This is a genomic window from Streptomyces sp. NPDC051364 (assembly GCF_040682115.1).
Lineage (GTDB): Bacteria > Actinomycetota > Actinomycetes > Streptomycetales > Streptomycetaceae > Streptomyces.
Map to the genome: position 1 here is coordinate 25,737 of NZ_JBFBAH010000018.1, position 18,119 is coordinate 43,855.

The 18,119-nt window shown below is 70.1% G+C and carries 13 protein-coding genes and 1 pseudogene; 4 read left to right on the top strand and 10 right to left on the bottom strand.

The window, feature by feature from the left end; genetic code table 11:
- Positions 1 to 61: 61 nt before the first annotated feature.
- Complete coding sequence (locus AB0M76_RS29500; protein ID WP_365955762.1) at positions 62 to 1,261, bottom strand: M6 family metalloprotease domain-containing protein; 1,200 nt, start codon at positions 1,259 to 1,261, stop codon at positions 62 to 64.
- A 100-nt stretch (positions 1,262 to 1,361) separates the two neighbouring features.
- On the opposite strand from AB0M76_RS29500, the gene AB0M76_RS29505 reads away from it, so the two are divergent.
- Positions 1,362 to 2,327, top strand: a complete 966-nt coding sequence (locus AB0M76_RS29505; RefSeq protein WP_365955763.1) for a LysR family transcriptional regulator — start codon at positions 1,362 to 1,364, stop codon at positions 2,325 to 2,327.
- 110 nt (positions 2,328 to 2,437) lie between these two features.
- Here the strand turns inward: AB0M76_RS29505 and AB0M76_RS29510 are convergent, their stop codons facing one another.
- From AB0M76_RS29510 to AB0M76_RS29540, 7 genes and pseudogenes are all read right to left on the bottom strand, one after another.
- Positions 2,438 to 2,803: a PRC-barrel domain containing protein gene (locus AB0M76_RS29510; protein ID WP_365955764.1), complete on the bottom strand. Its 366-nt coding sequence runs from the start codon at positions 2,801 to 2,803 to the stop codon at positions 2,438 to 2,440.
- Positions 2,804 to 3,193: 390 nt separating this feature from the next.
- Positions 3,194 to 4,282, bottom strand: a complete 1,089-nt coding sequence (locus AB0M76_RS29515) for a serine hydrolase domain-containing protein (protein WP_365955849.1) — start codon at positions 4,280 to 4,282, stop codon at positions 3,194 to 3,196.
- A 47-nt stretch (positions 4,283 to 4,329) separates the two neighbouring features.
- Positions 4,330 to 5,904, bottom strand: a complete 1,575-nt coding sequence (locus AB0M76_RS29520; protein WP_365955765.1) for an alpha/beta fold hydrolase — start codon at positions 5,902 to 5,904, stop codon at positions 4,330 to 4,332.
- A 12-nt stretch (positions 5,905 to 5,916) separates the two neighbouring features.
- Positions 5,917 to 7,209 (bottom strand): alpha/beta fold hydrolase, encoded by a 1,293-nt coding sequence (locus AB0M76_RS29525; protein ID WP_365955766.1) that lies wholly within the window; start codon positions 7,207 to 7,209, stop codon positions 5,917 to 5,919.
- A 621-nt stretch (positions 7,210 to 7,830) separates the two neighbouring features.
- A pseudogene (locus AB0M76_RS29530) lies at positions 7,831 to 8,206 on the bottom strand (GNAT family N-acetyltransferase); the annotation flags it as partial.
- Positions 8,207 to 8,461: 255 nt separating this feature from the next.
- The gene (locus AB0M76_RS29535) at positions 8,462 to 10,561 is read right to left on the bottom strand and encodes a prolyl oligopeptidase family serine peptidase (protein WP_365955767.1); all 2,100 of its coding nucleotides are present in this window, start codon (positions 10,559 to 10,561) and stop codon (positions 8,462 to 8,464) included.
- A gap of 156 nt (positions 10,562 to 10,717) precedes the next feature.
- Entirely contained in the window at positions 10,718 to 12,499 is a 1,782-nt protein-coding gene (locus tag AB0M76_RS29540; protein WP_365955768.1) for an N-acetylglutaminylglutamine amidotransferase, read from the bottom strand.
- A gap of 851 nt (positions 12,500 to 13,350) precedes the next feature.
- Here AB0M76_RS29540 and AB0M76_RS29545 point away from each other — a divergent pair.
- Positions 13,351 to 14,739 (top strand): hypothetical protein, encoded by a 1,389-nt coding sequence (locus AB0M76_RS29545; RefSeq protein WP_365955769.1) that lies wholly within the window; start codon positions 13,351 to 13,353, stop codon positions 14,737 to 14,739.
- A 75-nt stretch (positions 14,740 to 14,814) separates the two neighbouring features.
- On the opposite strand, the gene AB0M76_RS29550 is transcribed toward AB0M76_RS29545, so the two are convergent.
- Complete coding sequence (locus tag AB0M76_RS29550) at positions 14,815 to 15,183, bottom strand: dihydrofolate reductase family protein (RefSeq protein ID WP_365955771.1); 369 nt, start codon at positions 15,181 to 15,183, stop codon at positions 14,815 to 14,817.
- 173 nt (positions 15,184 to 15,356) lie between these two features.
- Here AB0M76_RS29550 and AB0M76_RS29555 point away from each other — a divergent pair, with 173 nt between their 5' ends.
- Together AB0M76_RS29555 and AB0M76_RS29560 are read left to right on the top strand one after the other, a co-directional pair.
- Complete coding sequence (locus AB0M76_RS29555; RefSeq protein ID WP_365955772.1) at positions 15,357 to 16,178, top strand: SDR family oxidoreductase; 822 nt, start codon at positions 15,357 to 15,359, stop codon at positions 16,176 to 16,178.
- A 456-nt stretch (positions 16,179 to 16,634) separates the two neighbouring features.
- Positions 16,635 to 17,264, top strand: coding sequence for a hypothetical protein (locus tag AB0M76_RS29560; RefSeq protein WP_365955773.1), 630 nt, complete (start codon positions 16,635 to 16,637; stop codon positions 17,262 to 17,264).
- 245 nt (positions 17,265 to 17,509) lie between these two features.
- Here AB0M76_RS29560 and AB0M76_RS29565 read toward each other — a convergent pair whose 3' ends face one another.
- Positions 17,510 to 17,758, bottom strand: a complete 249-nt coding sequence (locus tag AB0M76_RS29565; protein WP_365955774.1) for a hypothetical protein — start codon at positions 17,756 to 17,758, stop codon at positions 17,510 to 17,512.
- Between the last annotated feature and the right edge of the window lie 361 nt (positions 17,759 to 18,119).

The window sequence follows — 18,119 nt, forward strand, 5'->3', positions numbered from 1 at the left end:
CCGCGCGGTGCCCCCGGTTCCTTGGTATGGAGCCGGGGGCATTGGCACGTCCGTGCCGCGCCTACGACTTCGTGATGCGTACGGTCTCGCCGTACCCGTCGGCGGCGAGCACGTCGATCCGTACTCCGGCCGCCGCATCGGTGAACGACTCGCCGGCCCAGAACGGGGCGTCGTCCAGCGGGCGGCAGCCGCCGGCGGGTGCGGCGGCCGGCTTGGCGTCCATCACCCTGACCGGCCCCTGGCCGGTCCGCACGGAGGCGTCGACCCGGTAGACCAGGGCGCCGGTCGAGCAGGAGCCCGCGTCCGCCTGGATCCCGCGCCTGGACTCGACGACGTACGCGGTCGTGGGGCCGGTGCGGATCACCGCCATCTTGGTGCCGCTGCCGTACTCGACCGCCGTGAGGTACACGGTGTCGCTGCCCTTCGTGGCCCGGCACACGACCTGGCCGTCCCCGGTCCAGCCGAGCTTCCAGGAGTGCCAGGCGAAGAATTGCGGCCCCCGGCCGCCGATCAGGCCCATCACGTCCCAGCCGCCGACGAAGCGATGGGCGTCGTTGCCCGCCTCGAAGGCGTACAGGTCGGGCAGCCCGAAGGTGTGCGCAGTCTCGTGGGCGACCAGCTTGGCACCCCAGTGCCACATGTCCTGGCCGAAGGTCACCGCCCACTTGACCCGGCGGCCGTCGGCCACCACACCTGCCGTGCCCGGCTCATACACGTACGTGGGTGTGAAGGAGATCGCCGCCGCGTTGCGCGTCGGCACGACGTACACCATGTCGTAGCCAGAGAAGTCCACGTACGGATCGGCGGCCGCCACCGCGTCCTTGACGTACGCCTCGTGCGTCTCGTGGGTCAGGCCGCGCGCGAAGCCGTAGTCGGTGGAGGCGCGAGGCATGCGAACCCACCGCTGGTGCTGGTCGATCGCGAGCCAGGTCCTGCCGTACGAGGCGTACCAGAGCCAGTCCGCCCCGGGCGTGATCTGCGCGGAGTCCTCACTTGGAGCCTCGGTGGCCGGTGCGTCCGGGAAGTCCACGAAGATCATGGCGACCTTGACCGTGCCGACGGGACGCCGGAACACCGAGTAGTCCGTGTCGTGCCCCTCGTCCGTCCAGCCGGTGGTACCGCGCAGGGCGCAGGCCGACGGGCTGTCAACGGCGTCGGCGGTCGGCGCCACCAGCAGGAGGAGCAGCAGTGCGGCGGCCAGGGCGGCCGGCAGCCCGCGCGTGGCCGTCAGGCGGTGGATGGGTTTGGATCTGGGTCTCATGGACGCACAACCTCCCGTAAATCACGTGTGACATTTCACATAAGATTGACGGGATCCGGCTCCTGTCCGAAAGCTGTCGCCGCTCCATAACATGCGCGGCATGGAACTGGAGGTACGGCACCTGCGGGTGGTGTGCGCGATCGCCGAGGCCGGCAGCCTCACCCGGGCGGCCGCCGCGCTGTCCATGACCCAGCCCGGCCTCAGCACGCAGTTGCGCCGCATCGAGTCGATGCTCGGCGGTGTCCTCTTCGAGCGGCGCCGGGCCGGAGCAACACCCACGGCCTTCGGCGAGCTGGTGCTGGCCCGGGCCCACGCCGTCCTGCCGGGCATCGACTCCCTCCTCGCCGACACCGCCCGCGCGGCCCGCCACCTGGCCTCCCCGGACCGGGTCCGCGTCGGATCGGTCGGTGCTCCCCTCATCGGCCACCTCATCCTGGCCATAGGGAGGTTGCTGCCCGAGGCCGAGGTGACGTCCCGGTGCCACTACTCCCCCGTCACCCTCCTGGACGACCTCGCCGCCGGCCGCCTGGAGGCGGCGGTGCTCGGCGACCACCCGGAGCAGGTCCTGCCTCCGCGCGAGGGGGTGGTCCTCACCCCCCTGGTCACCGAACCCGTCTTCGCCCTGCTGCCCGCGACGCACCCGCTGGCCGGCCAGGAGGCCGTGTCCCTGACCGAACTCGCCGACCACGACTGGGCGATGCCCCGGCCGGACGGCGACCGCACCCGCGAGTACTGGTCCTCCGTGTGCGCGCTGACCGGCCGGCGCCCGTCCGCCCCGCACGAGGCCGAGGGGCGCCAGCTGATCGAACTGGTCCGCGCGGGACTGGCCGTCAGTCTCTGCCAGGCCACCTTCGCGGAAACCCCCGGCGTCACCGTCCGTCCCCTCGCGGGAAACCCGCTCTGGTACCGCCACGTCCTGGCCTGGCACCGCGACGGCCCACTGACCCCCCACGGCGACGCCATCCTCCGCACGGCGGCGGCCGGCTACCTGGACAGCTGCGCCGCCAGCCCGGTCTACGCGAACTGGCGCCGCCGACACCCGGCACTGGCCCAGCCCTCCGCATAAACAGCAGGTCAGGCACCCTCGCATATGAGAATGGCTCGGCCTTCGTCTGGGCGTCTGACCCCGATCGCCGTCGGCAAACGTACGCCGCGAGACCATCGCCGGGCATCCGGTCAGGCGGGCGGGACGCCGAACGGCATGCCGGAGAGGTAGTGCCTGCCCAAGACCTCGCGATGGTCCGCGGTCCCGAGGTGCTCGTCCCGATGGAACTCCGGAGCGGCCTTGATCTGTTCCTTCGTACGGTCCACGTAGACCTTCTCCGCCACGTGGTCGATGCGGGTCACCAGGCCGGCCGGGAGCAGGACCTCCTTGCCGAGGATCCACACGCCGGTGTCGACGACCAGGTAGGCGTCGGTGACCTCGTCGGAGTGTTTGTCGACCTTGCCGATGCTGCCGTCGAGCGCCTCGACCCCGTAGCCGGTGAGGTCGGCCGCCAGGTAGTCGACGCCGACGCGGTAGGCCCACACGTTTTCCGTCATGCGAAACAACTCCTTCGATCGGAACCGTGGCCCTCCGCCCCCTGTGCCCTCGGGCGCGAAGGGATCTCCGTTGACGGCGCGCCTGCCCAGTGCCCGCGGCCTCACTCCCCGGTGTGCGGGACCTTCGGTTCGTTCCGAGAAAGAGTGCGCTTCCACCGCTTGGGCTGGCCGAGACTGGCCATACGCGTGGTCATGGGAGTCCATGGCGGTGAGCGGCACGGACTCCCGAGCCGCCCGAGCCGCGTGGTGGCGGGCACCAGGAGGGCATTACGGCCTGGCCACGCCCACGGAGCCCCACACCGGCCAATCGACCTGAACACCCCCAGGTCAGAGGGCCCGCCCAGGCACTACACCAACGACCGGTCATACCTGCCCAGGGCAGCCGTCGCGTCATTTGGTCCAGATGTCCAGCAGTTGGTTTGCCGCACGGAAGTTGTCGGGTGATTCCACGTTGCACACGACGGTGACCGCAGTGTTGCGGTCCGGGCTCACCTTGAAGGTGCTGTGAAACCCCTCCCAGTCGCCGCGGTGCACCAGGCTCTTGTCGGGGAGAAGGAGGATTCCGGCGCCGTATCGGCCTTCCTCGACGCCACGCGCACGCAGGACGTCGCCCACACTCACCGCTCCCTCCGTGACTCCGGCGAGCAGTTGCGTTCCACCGATGCGGCCAGTGCGGTAATTGTCGGCCCAGCGGACGAGTTCGCCAGCGGTGGTTTGGATTGATCCGTCTCCGTACTGTGTCCAAGGGGAGGAGTTTGAGGTGAACGAGCCTTTCTTCTCGTCGTACGACTTCGCCTTGCCGGGAACGTCTGCCGCCGGGGACAACGTCATGCGCAGCTGCAGCGGGGTGAAGAACTCCTGTTGGATGAACGTTGTGAACGGCTTGCCGGTGACCCGTTCGACGACATGGGCCAGGAGGATGTAATTGGAGTTGGAGTATGCGAAACGCCGGCCTGGCGGATCGTCCGGCTGTGAGGCGAGGACGGCCGTGATCGCGTCCTGCTGGCCGGCTGGATCCGTCAGTTCGACACCCTTGGCATGCAGCAGATCCTCGTAGTCGGGAATGCCACTGGTGTGATGCATCAGGTCGGCCAGCGTGACGCGTCGGGTCCAGTCGGGTGCGTTGTCGACGAACTTGGACAGGGGGTCGTTGAGCGCGAGACGGTGCCGCCCGGCGAGCAAGAGGATGGCGTCTGCAGTGAATTGCTTGGAGTTGGATGCCATGTCGAAGACCGTCGTAGGTGTAATGGCTCGCCCGGTCGCCAGGTCGGCTTTCCCTCTCCCCGCCTCCCAGACGACGTTGCCGCGTCTGCCGACCGCTGCGGCACAGCCCGGGCCGTCGGGGGAAGCCACCAGTTTCTGGAGAACTGCTGCACTGCGATTCTCGCGGTCCTCGCCGGTCGCGTATGCCTGCGGGTTCGGGGTACCGGCCAGTGCGGCCACAACCATGGCGCCCCCGGCGGTGCGCAACAACGCCATCCGGTTCACGGACACCGCCTTCCTTCTTTGCCTCGAACGAGGTCGGCTCACGGGGCTATCTCGAACTTCGGAGGCTTGAGGTCCTTGAGGCAGTCGGTGTTCGGGGCCGTGGGGGTGTCGAAGAAGGAGACGGCAATGGCTTGCGCGCACTTCGACGTGGCGAAGACCACGTGGGCTACGTAGGGGACCGTGACGACGGTGGCGCGGGGCAGGGTGCGGGCCACGTACGGCCCGTTGGCCGCTGCGGTCTGGGCATCGAACCCGCCCGAGATGGCGAGGGTGGGGATGTCGCTCTTCGTGACGTCGCGGATGGAGCGGGGCGCCGCAGGGACGTTCCAGACGTCGCAGTCCGGGCGGAGGGAGGTGAGCAGCGGGGCCTGGGCCTGTACCGAGTGGGGGAACGAGGGGTAGGTTTCCTGGCCTGCGCGGAGGGCTTCTGCCTGGGTCTCGTACGGGGTCCACTCGCTGCAGAAGACGCCGTAGACGAGCCCGTGGGACAGTCGGCCGATGGCCTGGGGGCTGTACTTGCCGCCCGCCCACTGCTCGGCGATCCGCTGGGGTTTGCCGTGGGCCAGTTCGTCGAGGGCGCGGGGTACCTGGGGTGCCACGTGGGTGGCGGCGGTCATCCAGTTCACCAGGGCTCCGCCGTCCAGGACGACCTTCACCTGCTTCTGGCTGTCGGGAAGCGTGATGGTGGTGGTGACCGGTTTGGCTTCGAGTTCACGGACGAGCCGTTCGAAGGTGGCCGCCAGGTTCGGATAGCGACGGTTGCAGGCGGGCTGCTCCGCGCAGGCCTTGAACACGCCGTCGAAGCCCTGCTTGGCGGCGCTCCATGTCACGGCCGACCCTCCGGTGGACGGCGGCAGGATGCCGTCGATGCCGACCGACCGGATTCCGTCGGGGTGCAGGCGCATGTAGACGAGCGCCAGCTGGGTACCGTAGGAGATGCCGTACACGTTCCATTCCTTGAGGCCCAGCGTGGTGCGCAGGTCCGCGTAGTCGGCGGCGCTCTCGATGTCGTTGTAGGCGCTGAGATCGGCCCCGCTCGCCGCCAGTTTCTCGCGGCAGGCCTTCGTGGCCGCGACGTGCTCGCGCTCGGTGGACGGCGCGTCGTAGACGAGACCAGTCGCGCGTGCATTGAACTCGTCGATGTTGCGGCAGGTGAGTGCCGGGTCGGCCGAGTACGTGCCGCGCTGGGACATGAAGATCACGTCACGGTCGCGGTTCAGGCCGCCGTCGATCGCCATCTTCGCCTCCCCGACTGCGTCGTCGCCGGGTCCGCCCGCAAGCCACACGATCGGGTCGGGTTTCGGTTTGTCGGCCTTGGCCGGCACGATCGCGACGCCGAGGGTGATCTTTCGGCCGTCCGGCTTGCTGCGGTTCTCCGGCACGGTGAGCGTGCCGCAGCGGGCCCCTTCGAGCTCGGCGACCGGATCCGCCGTCTTCGGGCAAGGGCCCGGCTCGAAGCCGGCGTCGCCCACGGTGCGGGCGACCGTGCCGGTCGCTCCTGCGGGCGTCTCTTCCTGCGCGCTCACCGGCGCCGCGAACAGACCGGTGAGGAGCATCCCGGTCGCCGCTGCGGCCGACCCGGTGCGCAACCGTGGTACGTGTGACCGTGCCATCAGTCCTCCCGGTCACTTCGGGGTGATCGTGTACGGTTCCCACCTGAGCCCCGCCACGCAGCCGGTGTCGGGCGCGGTCGGGCGGGTGAGGAAGGATGCCAGCACCTTCTGGGCGCAGGGCGACTGCGGGACCACCCAGTGCCCGATCCCGGGCACCTCCACGGTGGTCGCGTGGGCCAGCGTTCGGGCCGTCTTGCGCGCCCAGCTGGGACTGGTCTTCATGTCGAACGTTCCGTTGATGAAGAGCGTCGGCACCGAGCTGGTGGTGGCCACCCGTTGGACGGCGGTGCGGTCCGGGACGTTCCAGATGCGGCACAGCCGGTCCTGGAAGGCCAGTTGGGGCGCCTGGGCCTGGACCGATTCCGGCCATTCGGGGAACGCTTCGCGGCCTGCCTTCAGTACGTCGGACGGCGAGTGATCGGGCACCCATTCGCTGCACACCACCGATTGCGTCAGACCGTGGGCGGTCTGGCCGACCACCTGGACCGAGCCGGCGGCGCGGGCCCGGGCGAAGCGCTCAGGACGTCCGCGGCCGAGTTCGTCGATCGCCGCCGGGACGTCTTTGAACGGGATCGCCTTGGCGACCAGCAGGTTCAGCAGGGCGCCGCCGTCGAGGACGACCTTCACCGGGTCTCCGCCTTGCGGCGGCCGGACGTTCAGCGTCAGTGGCTGGGCCTCCAGCTTGCGCACCTGCTCGTTCAGGGTGCGCTCGAGGTCCGGGTAGCGGCTCTTGCAACGGGGCTCGGCCGCGCAGGCCTTGTAGAGGTTGTCGAGCCCCTCCCGGGCGTTGGCCCAGGCGAACGGAAGGGAAACGTACTGTGCAGGGGCGGCCGAGTCGAGCGCCACCGCGCGGATCCCCTGGGGGTGCAGGCGCAGGTAGGTCAAGGCCAGGTTGCTGCCGTAGGAGTGGCCGTAGACGTTCCACTGTTTGATGCCCAGTGCGGTGCGCAGGTCGGCGAAGTCGGCGGCGTTCTCGGTGCTGTTGTAGGCGCTCAGGTCGGTCCCGTCGGCTGCCAGGCGGTCCCGGCACGGCTTCACCGCGTTGAGCATGAGCCTTTCCGTCTGCGGTGTGTAGGACGGGAGCCCCACCGACTGGGCGTAGAAGCGGTCCAACTCCGGGCAGGCAAGGTTGGGCTTGTCGTAGAGATTGCCGCGCTGGGCCATGACGATCAGTTCGCGATCCCGGTTCAGGCCGGAGGAGACCAGGAACGGGATGTCGTCGAACGTCTCGCCACCGGGGCCGCCTGACATGAACACCACGGGGTCCTGGGCGGGCTTCGCCGAGACGGGCGGGATGACCGCCACGGCCAGCCTGATCGTCCGGCCGCCGGGGCGGGCACGATTCTCGGGGACTTCCAGGACACCGCACCGGGCGGTGGCCAGGGCTTCGATCGGTTCAGGTGTCCTGGGGCAGGGGCCCGGCACGAACCGCGACGCGGCGGCCCTGCCAGGCCCGGTGATATCGGTGGTATCGGTGTGCGGTGGTGCGGCACCCGCCGGCGTCGGACCGAGGGCTGCCAGGAGGGCCAGAGCAGCCCCTGCAACCGGCACACCGATATGGAAGCCGTGCTCTGCCATGTGATCCCGTTCCTCTGCCGATCGACAGCTGCCCCTCCGGGCGATGCCACGGCGGTGTGGGCGGAACGCACGTAATCAAGGCTACCGGGTGGTCCGAACACGCGCACAACGACGGGAGGCGGCCACTGGTACTCGCGGCCGCTCGGCCGCGTGTCGCTGCCATCTCCGGCCGTCGCCGGATGTCTTCCAGAGGCGGGACAAGAAGATGCGGCTCCATCGCACTTTCGGTGGTTCCGATTGTCCGCGTACAAGCTGCTGAGCTTGTACGCGCTCCTACGCCGCCACAGCCGCGCTGAGGTGATGCAGCCCTCAAGTCACGGCGTTCTGCCCGCAGTCGGCGTGGGCGGCCGTTGCGCGCGCCCGGGGGGGGAGGGCGAGGGCGGCCTGCTGGCGCGGCACCGTCATCCGCGCTCTGTAGGTCGCCGGTCCGTAGCCGAACCTGCCGTCGATCTGGGCCTCGGAGGCCAGCAGCACGGAGAGGAACTCCCGGCGGGCCCGCAACTCGGCGAGCTGATGCCGCATCATCGCGCTGCGCTCGCCCTTGCGCCGGTGTGAGGGCAGGACGCCGACGGGCGGTCACCTCGGCGGCCGGGACGAGGGGTCTCACCGGGCAGAGTGAGCTCGAAGGAGTGGCGGCGGCGGTGCCGACGGGCCGCCCGTCCGCCGTCAGGTCGAGCAGGCAGCGGTCCATTTCGAGCGCCGACCACCAGAGCCCGCCGCCCTCATAGGTCGTGGAACGCATCTCCATTGCCGCCGCTGCCTGCTCGAAATACCGGCACCACGACGCGTGGTGTCCGGCCACAGTGCAGCGTTGCCCCGTGGCCAGGGCAAGCGAATTACGGCCGGGCCCACGGCCGGTCAAGGGGTCCTCCGCGACGGGAAGCCGGTCGATCGCCTCGAACAACGACAACGGCACCCGCACCTCCGGCGCGCCGGGTACGGCGGGAGCCAAGGCGACCGTGGACATCCCTGGACCTGGTCACGGGATCGGACTTCGGCCGAGGTGCCATTCCAGCCAGTCTGCTGCAGCACGCCGGTAGAGCCGCCGGTTGTCCGCTCGCAGGAACTCGTGGCCCTCGTTCCGCAACGTCAGTTGCTGCGCCGTTACTCCCCGGTCGCGCGCCGCGCGGACGAACTGCTCCGACTCCGTCGGTGGCACGTTGGTGTCGTGCTCGCCGTGGACGGCCAGCACAGGAGCGCGCAGTTGATCGACGCGGCTCATCGGCGACAGCGTGCGGAGCAATTCCCGGTCGTGTTCGGGGTGACCGTACTTGGCGGCGGCGGACTGCGCGATCCACGGTTCCGTACCGGCGAAGAACGTGGCGAAGTCCGACATCCCGCAAACGGCGACCCCGGCACGGAAGAGGTCCGGATGCCATACGAGGGATGCCATGGTGAGGTAGCCGCCGTACGAGCGACCCATCACCCCCAGTCTCACGGGGTCGGCGTACCCGAGCGAGACCACGTGTGCGGCGCAGTCGGCAACGTCGTCGATCGCCGCGAACCGGCCGGCGCCGAGGTCGGCGTCCACAAAGGACCGCCCCCAGCCGGACGAGCCGCGGACGTCGGGGGCGAACACGTCCAGGCCCCTGCCGAGGAGCTCGTGGTAGAGCGGGCTGAACACTGGCCGTTCCTGTTCTTCAGGGCCGCCGTGGAGGTGGATGACGCACGGGGCAGGGCGGCCCAGATCCTGGCTCGGCGCTCGGTAGTACCAGCCTCCGAGCGTCAGACCGTCCCGGGCACGGCAGCGCAGGGGCACCGGGCGTACGGGAGGCCGCCCGGGCGGGACCGCGTCCTCGTCCCGGGCCGACCAGCCGGCGCGTGCGGGCACGAGGCCTCGGTCCAGTTCCCAGATGCCGGGCCTTCTCCGGGATCCCGACAGGGCGACGAACAGTCCACCGCGCTCCAAGGGCGCGATGCGGGTCACCACCTCGTGGGGCAGCACCGGGCGATGGTGCGGTCCGACGCCGCCGTCCCGGCCGGAGAAGGGAAGTCCCACGCTCTCAAGCTCTGTCGCGCCGTGCACGTTCCAGGCGAGAACGGCCCACCGGCCGTGGTCGGGCACGCTCAGCAGGTCGAGGGCGGACTTCTCGCGTTCGACCGCGACGGACACGCCATGGCACGCGCCCCCCTCATCCAGCCTGATCCGCAGGAGGGCCGCGAACTCCCGTTCCGTGTCGCTGCGCAGCCATACGGTCCGCGCGTCGGCTGAGAACCGGCCGATCCAGGGGTCCCCATCAGCGACGTGCAGGGAGAACGTGGTGCGGCCTGAGGAGGTGTCGACCACAAGGGCCTCCCGTAGGCCGCGCGGACCGCGGCGAACGAGCGCGAAGCGACCGTCCGCGCTCGTGTCGCACACGCGGAGGGAAGCGGCTCCCTCCTCGCCGCACAGCAGTACGGGCGCGTTCACTCCGTCCGGGTCGACCAGGTAGGCGGCCAGCCCGTCGCTTCGGGCCGGGCCGAGGTCCGGGACCAGTGCACCGTCTGCGGCCGGGCGGCGACCCGCCCCGAGCACGGACGGTGGTGCGGGGTCTTGCCTGACGACCTCGTGCGCGGCCCCTCCTCCGAGCAGGGTCGCGGGGCCGCCGCGTTCGGACCATGCCGCGCCGGGGGTCCTTCCACCGGCCGCCGACGCACCGTAGGCGTCCGGCGGAGGGTGCCCTGGCCCACCGTGCTCCGAGCCCGCCGCGGAAGGCTGGGCGACCGTAACGGCGAGGGCGGTCCCGTCGCGGGTCCAGCACCCGAGGTGAGCCGAGCTTCCCGGCTCGGCTCCCGCGAGCACCTGGCGTCCGGTTCCGTCCGGCCGTACCACCAGGACCCGGGTGTGCTCGCCGCCGCCTGGCGCCGAGGTGTACGCGATCCAGCGCCCGTCGGGTGACCACGAGACCTCGGTCACCGGTTCGGGGTCACCGTCCAGCACATGGGCCTCCGCCCCCCGCGCGGGCCCGCACCACAGCTGCGGGACCCCTGCGCGGTCGCAGATGAACGCCACGTGCTCACCCGTGGGATCGGCCGACGGGTACCAGCACCCGTGGGCAGCGAGGACGGTCGGCGGGTCGGGGCTGCGGTGGTCGGGCATCCGAACCGGCACGGGGGCCGGCACGGGGCCTGGCCCGCGGCCCGTCGCGGACGCCGGGGCATCAGGGAGGTCCGCCGTCCCGCCTGCCGTACCAAGTGGGTTCTGCGGGGGCATGGCCGCCTCTCCCAGGCTTCCGCTTCCGAAGGTTCCTGCCACTCAGTGGATGTCGTGGGCCTGGAGCCAGATTTCCAACAACGCCACCTGCCAAAGGGTGTTGGCCCCACGTTTGGCGCGATAGCGGTTGGGTGCCGCGAGCAGCTCGTCCACGAGGCGCTCGTCGAAGATCCCGCGCCGGCGCGCTTCCGGGGCCGCCAGAGCGTCCCGTACCCGAGCCAGCACGGGCTCGGCCATGTGCCGCACCGCCGGCACCGGGAAGTAGCCCTTCGGGCGGTCGACGACCTCGGGAGGCAGGACCGTGCGTCCGATGTCCTTGAGTACGGCCTTGCCGTCCTGCGCGAGCTTCAACCGCGGCGGACAGGCCGCGGCCAGCTCGACGAGCTCGTGATCCAGGAAGGGCACCCTCGCCTCCAGACCCCAGGCCATCGTCATGTTGTCGACCCGTTTGACCGGGTCGTCGGGCATGAGCGCGTGGACGTCCATGCGCAGGGCGGCGTCGAGGGAGGTCTCGGCTCCGGGGCCGGCCATGTGGCTGCGGACGAAGTCCATCGAAGCGTCGTGGCCGGCAACGAAGTCCGGGTGCAGCATGGCGATGAGATCGGCGTGCGTCCGGTCGAAATACACATCGGCGTAGGTGTCTGCGGCGCCCGACCGGGTGGCCGAGGCGATCCGCGGATACCAGTGGTAGCCGGCGAACACCTCGTCCGCACCCTGGCCGCACAGCACGACCTTGACCTTCTTGGAGACCTGCTCCGACAGCAGGTGGAACGCCACGGCGTCGTGGCTGACCAGCGGCTCGCTCATGGCACCGATCGCGGCTTCCAGCGCGGACGGGAGCCGGTCGGACGGGATCATGAACTGGTGGTGGTCGGTCGCGAAACGGTGGGCGACCATGTCCGAGTACCGGAATTCGTCCCCGTCCTCACCGTGCGCCGCCTCGAAGCCCATCGCGAAGGTCGCGAGATCGGTCTGCCCCTCCTCGGCGAGCAACGCCACGATCAAGCTGGAGTCCAGACCACCCGAAAGCAGCACGCCCACGGGGACGTCCCCGATCGTGCGCCGCCTTACCGCCGTGCGCAGCGCCTCGTGCACCGCTTCCTGCCAGAGCACCGGGTCCTCGCCGAGCTCAGAGTGCCGGGTATACGACGGCTGCCAATAGCAGTGGTCACGGTGGGTACCGTTCCGCTCGATGACGCGGACGGTCGCCGGCAAGATCTTCCGGACGCCGGCGAGCACGGTGCGGGGCGCCGGGACCGTGCCGTGCCAGCTCAGGTACTGGTGGAGCGCCACCGGGTCGAGGGACGTGTCGACTCCCCCACCCGCCAGCAGGGCGGGCAGGGAGGAGGCGAAGCGGAGGCGGTCACTGTCCTGGGCGACGTACAGGGGCTTGATGCCCAGCCGGTCACGACCCAGTACGACGCGGCCCGTGTGGTGCTCGACCACGGCGAAGGCGAACATGCCGACGAGAGACTCGACGCACTCCCAGCCCCACTCGGCGTACGCCTTGACGACCACCTCGGTGTCGGAGCGGGAGAAGAAGCGATGTCCCAGCCCCTCCAGTCGGCCACGCAGCTCACGGTGGTTGTAAATGCAACCGTTGAAGACCACGGTGAGACCCAGCTGCGCGTCGGTCATGGGCTGAGCACCGCGCTCGGACAGATCGATGATCTTCAAGCGGCGATGGCCCAAGGCCACTGAGTCCTGCGACCACGCTCCTCTGCCATCGGGACCCCGGGGCTCCAGCGCATCGGTCATTCGCTCCACAGCCGCGAGATCGGGTCGCCGGCCATCGAAACGCATCTCTCCGCTCAGGCCGCACACGGGGCACCCACCGCCAGGACAGCGCTTCGGGAGCGCCGCCCCCTCGGGACCTCGCTCTCCGCGGAGGACCGGGGCACGTACACCATCACTGCACTCCTGTTATCAGTTCGACCGACGCCGGGCAGATTTAATCGAACGGGCGATCGACATGCAAGGCGCATGCCCGCCCGGGCACCCTTCAAAACGGACACCCACCCGCGCCGCCCCATGCACCGAGGCCACCCGGCCACACCATGAGTCATGTCCGATATGGTACGAAACATTACGCTTCGTGCGCATGGGCGGCAAAATCCGACCTCGCGCAGCAAAGAGTCGCCGCCATTGTCGGCACGAAGGACGAGTCCAAGAGCCGGGCAAGGGCCGCAAGGCGCAGCAGCGTCCCCACAGGCCCGGCCAGGGCCCGGTCCACCTCGAGCCCGGCACCCCGTCCCGCGGCAAGGGGCCCGACGACAAGATCAAGCCCCGAGGGCGCCGGCAACAGCAACAGCCCTACCACCGGCGACAAGTTCACCTACGATCCGGACACGACCGCGCCGACTGCCTCCGCGAGCATCTCGGCGCACCCAACGGCGCCGGCTGGAACACCTCCGGCGCACGATCGGGACCTCAATGAGCGCGTCCTCATTCCGGGCGGCAGTGGATCGTGCCGTTTCCTGCGGAAAGGGCCGCCTGGAGGGCGGCTCCTTTCACTCGCCCTGGTCCGTTCGCGCGTCTTCATGCTCCGTCCGGGCTGTCCGCCCGCCTGTACGGATCACGCCGGGAAGCAGACGGCGGTTGCACATGGTCGGCTGGGCTCGGCTGGTTGCGGTCCCCTGACGGCCGGCCGTACACAGCAGAAGGAGGAATCCCCGATGTCTCGTCGGCATGTCCCGGCCATCCTCGGCCTCGTGGCGGGCGCGGTGGTGGCGGTCCCCGCCCCGGCCGCTCACGCCGCCACGGTGCAGGTTCGCTGCTCGGTCCCGGACCTCGTCGCGGCGATCAACGCGGCGAACAGCTCACCGGGACCGGACACGCTCCAGCTGGCGCGCAAGTGCACGTACAAGCTGACATCGCCGGACCCCGTGAACCCCGGCAACGGGCTGCCGGTGATCACCAGTGAGATCACCATCGACGGGCGCGGGGCCACGATCAGGCGGGACGAGCGCGGGAACAAGGTGCCGAAGTTCCGGATCCTCTTCGTCGGTCCGACGGGAAACCTCACGCTCACGCACACGACGATCAGTGGCGGCTTCGCCACGGACTGCCCTGCCTTCCCCGACCCCCCGGGCCTGGCCTGCGGCGGCGGCATCTCCAACTCCGGGACCATGAGGGTGACCCGCAGCAAGTTCATCGGCAATACGTCCAAGTCCGACGTGTTCGCCCAGGGCGGCGCGATCGACAACCCCGGCACCGGAAGCGTGAGCGAGACCGAGGTGACCGGAAACCATGTGATCTACAGCGGGAGCGCCGTCGGCGGTCTCGCCGCGGGCGGCGCCGTCGCGAACGACGGTCCGCTGACGGTCACCGGCTCCCGGCTGACCGGGAACACTGCGACCGTCACGGCCGACACACAGAGCATTGCCTTCGGGGCCGGCATCATCAGCTTCGCCGAGACGACCATCGAGAACACGGTCATCAGCAAGAACCGTTCCTTCGCCCCGGGTGGAATCGCGCGTGCCACCGTCTCCAACGGCATTCCGGAGCCCGGCAGACTGACCGTGACCGGCGGCGCCATCAGCAACAACACATCGGACGCTCCGCACGGTGTCGCCCAGGGCGGCGGTATCGCGAACAACTCCCTGATGACCGTGAGCGGCGTGAAGATCAGCGGCAACCGGGTAGTCGCCGAAAACGGCACCGCGCGCGGTGGTGGCATCCGCATGGGCCCGTTCGGCACACTCGACCTGACCGACAGCCACATCACCGGTAACACCGCCAACGCACTGAACGGCACGGCCCAGGGCGGCGGCCTCGACAACCCTGACGGCGGCACCCTGACAGCCAAGCGCAACAAGGTCCTGCGCAACACGGTCACCGCGAAGAACGGCACCGCTCAGGGCGGCGGCCTCTACCACGCCGGGGGAACCACGGGACTGGGCACCACCACGCTGGAGGAGAACACCATCACCCACAACCGGGCGGGCGACGGCGGCGGCATCTTCAAGGCGTCCGGCATCCTCACCCTGAACGGCGACGTCATCCGCGACAACCAGCCGAACAACTGCAGCCCTGCCGGCGCAGTCCCGGGCTGCACCGGCTGACGTTCCGTGGAGGCATTCGAACTGCTGTGAGCAATCCGAAGAGGAGGGCTGGGTGCACCTGGCCGTGGGGCGGCTTCAGTCGTCGCGCCCGGCACCGCGATCGGGTGCGCTCATGTCCCCCGTCCTGGGCGTGCCGTCGGCGAGCCCGTAGCGCAGGTACACGGTGCCCTTCGGACCGGCTACCGGCGGTTCGAGGAGCGTGACGTTGGTGGGCACCGCGCCATCGTCGAACACCTTCTTCCCGACGCCGAGCACGATCGGATGCAGCCAGAGGTCGAGACGGTCGAAGAGCTTCTCGCGCAGGAGGGTCTGCACCAGGTTCAGGCTCCCGACGACCTTCACGTGCTCGTGCCGGTCACGGATCTCACGCACCGCGCCGGCCAGGTCCGGGCCGAGCTGTGTGGACCCGGCCCACGAGAGGTCGGGCCGGCCGCGAGAGGCCACGTACTTCGGGACGCTGTTGAAGAATGAGGCCCATGGCCTACTCCCGATGAATTGGTCGTCCCGTTCGGGCGGGTAGGCCTGTCGGCGCCGGCAGACTCATCGCTGCAGGGCGCGAGGCAGAGCGGGGCGGAGCGCTGACCCGGCCGCGCGGACCGAGGGGCATCATGATCCACATGACTCACGCAGCGCCCTCCGCCTCCGCCTCCACCTCCGCCTCCCCCTCCGCACGCGTCTTCCCGCCCACCGGCCGTCGCGTGCTCGTCAGCGGTGCCTCGCGCGGGCTCGGCCGTGCGCTCGCTCAGGCGTTCGCCGCCAATGGCGACCTGGTAGCCGTCCACTTCGGCTCGCGGCGCGAGGAAGCCGAGGAAACCCTCGGCTCCCTTGTCGGTACGGGGCACGTGCTCGCCGGAGGCGACCTGTCCACCCCGGACGGTGCGCACGCCGTCGCCGAGGCAGCGGTCGGAGGACTCGGCGGGCTGGACGTACTCGTCAACAACGCCGCCGTGAACCTCCCGCACCCGCTCGCCACCACCTCGTACGAGGACTGGGCGGCCGCCTGGCAAAGTCACGTATCCGTCAACCTCCTCGCGACGGCGAATCTCTGCCACCTCGCGGCTTGCCGGATGATCGGGCAGGGCGGCGGTGGCCGGATCGTCAATGTCGGCTCGCGCGGGGCCTTCCGTGGCGAGCCCGACCATCCGGCCTACGGGGCGACGAAGGCGGCGGTGCACGCGCTGGGTCAGTCCCTCGCCGTGCACCTCGCCCCGTACGGAATCGGCGTCGCCTCCGTCGCACCCGGGTTCTTCGAGACGGAGCGGGTCGCGCACCGGCTGAGCGGGGCGGAGGGCGAGGCGATCCGCGCCCAGAGTCCGTTCGGGCGGGTGGCATCGGCGGACGAGATCGCGGAGGCCGTGCTGTGGCTGGCCTCACCGGTCGCCGAATGGGCCTCGGGGACGGTCCTGGACCTCAACGGGGCCTCATACCTGCGTACGTGAGGCAGCCGCCCAGGCGCCGCCGTGTTGACCCGCGCCCGCCGGCATGGGGCCCGGCGTTGTGCTCGCGTGAGTGCGGGCCGCCTGCGGGCCGGACGGCGCCCCATGGCTGCCTTGGGCGCAGTGAAGTCTCCGGGGTCATGACGGGAAGGCGGGACACTCCGCAGACGCCGGTGTGGCGCACCGGCCGATCTGACAGCAGCAGGAAAGGTCGAACGCCGGCCTCCTTGGAGCACCCTCCGTAGGAGCCCTCCCCCGCCGGCCGGCTCGGTACAGCACCGTCAGCCCACCGGCACACCGCCGCGGTCTGCGTCCCGAAACAACGCCGCAGTGAGCGCCGGATCCACCGCGGTGGAACCTCCACGGTGATCTTCACGACCTGTGACCCACCGTTCGGTCTACGCCCCTTCAGGCTAGCTCCGAAGGGCCTGCTTCCCGCCCCGCCCGTAGCGTGATGCCATGAGCTGGGTCCCGAGGCCGGGCGCGGGCCACGAACGTCAGCCGCTGACGGCGGACCCGGGCGAGTTCCAGGCCGGCGTCGGCAAGCGCCTCGACGACGTCGCCAAGATCCTCGCCGGCGCCCTGGTCGCCGTCGCGGGGATCAAGACCACCCTCGGCCTGACGAGCGATGTGGTCTTCGTCGCCCTCAACAACGAATCCTGGCCCATCTACGTCGCCTCCCTCTGCGCCATCCTGGCTATCGCGTGCAGCGTCGTGGCCCTGCTCATCCACCCCACCCGCCGGGGCAACGTTGGGGAGACCATAGTCCTGGTGCTGGGAGTGATCTTCTACATGGCGGCGTTGATCGTGGCCGTCGTCGGCGCCGCCCAGGCGGCGGGCGGGAACGGGCGCCCCAACGTCACCCACGTCGTCATCGAGGGCCACAGACCCGATCTGAGGCTGAACTTCGACGTCCACGCGGACGGTGTCGATAGGTGGGCCACCATCGACGTGTACGTCAACGGCGTGAACAAAGACGGAGAACCAGTCGGGAACGAAAACCTGTACGAGAGCACCCTTCGACCCAATGACAAGGGCGAGGTCGCCCAGCGCGTCAGCGTGCCCGTCTCGGTCCCGCGGAACGCATAGGGTATCCAGGTCACCGCACTCACTGCGAGCGGGGAGATGGCCTGCGAGGTCCGTTCATCGCGTGCCCCACCTGCGTGACACTCAAGCTGCCATAGCCCGCCGGGCCCAGCTGCGTATAGGGGGAAGCTGCCGGTCGCCGCGTGCCAGTGTGCCGCCCTACCCCTCACCAGCTCAGCAAACTGTGAGCTTGGCGAGCTGGGTGAGCGCGGGCTCCACCATGACGACGCGCGCGGCGCGCGGAGTGGTCAGGCAACGCGGGACTGCTCGTCCGCGAAACGGGCGAGGTGAGCGTCGCGAGCGGTCTCCCACAGCACGCCGGTCTCCGGGGACGGGTAGCCGTTCGCGGCGATGTCCTCGAGCGCCGAGGCGAGGACATCGACCTTCGCGCGCTGGTCGGCCGCGTACGCGAGGACGGACGCGGCGGCGTGCTCGTCGAGGGGCTGGCGTTCGGGCACGGGCGCGGGCACGGGCGCGGTGGCCGGCTGCTGGCTCATCCGGGACTCCTGGGCTGTCATCTGACGTGTGTCACCACGGTATCGCCGGGACGGGCCGCCGGACCCCGGTACGGACGAATCGGGGTCCGGCGACCCCCGCCGACCGCTCACACGGCAGCCGCCGCCGACCCGGCTGAGAACCTCGGCATGTCCTCCAGCATGACGTCCAGGCGTAGCAGCTTGGACCGCAGCGGATGCCGGAAGACCCCGCCCCGGTCAACGGCCTGGTCTGCGCTGATCTCCGCCGCCAGGTCTCTTTCGGATCTTTTCGGCCGAGCCCGCGGCGTCTGCTGCCGTGCACGGCAAGGCGAAGTACCGACTCGTTGACGTACTCGGGCATCCCGTCAACGCGGCGAGGTAC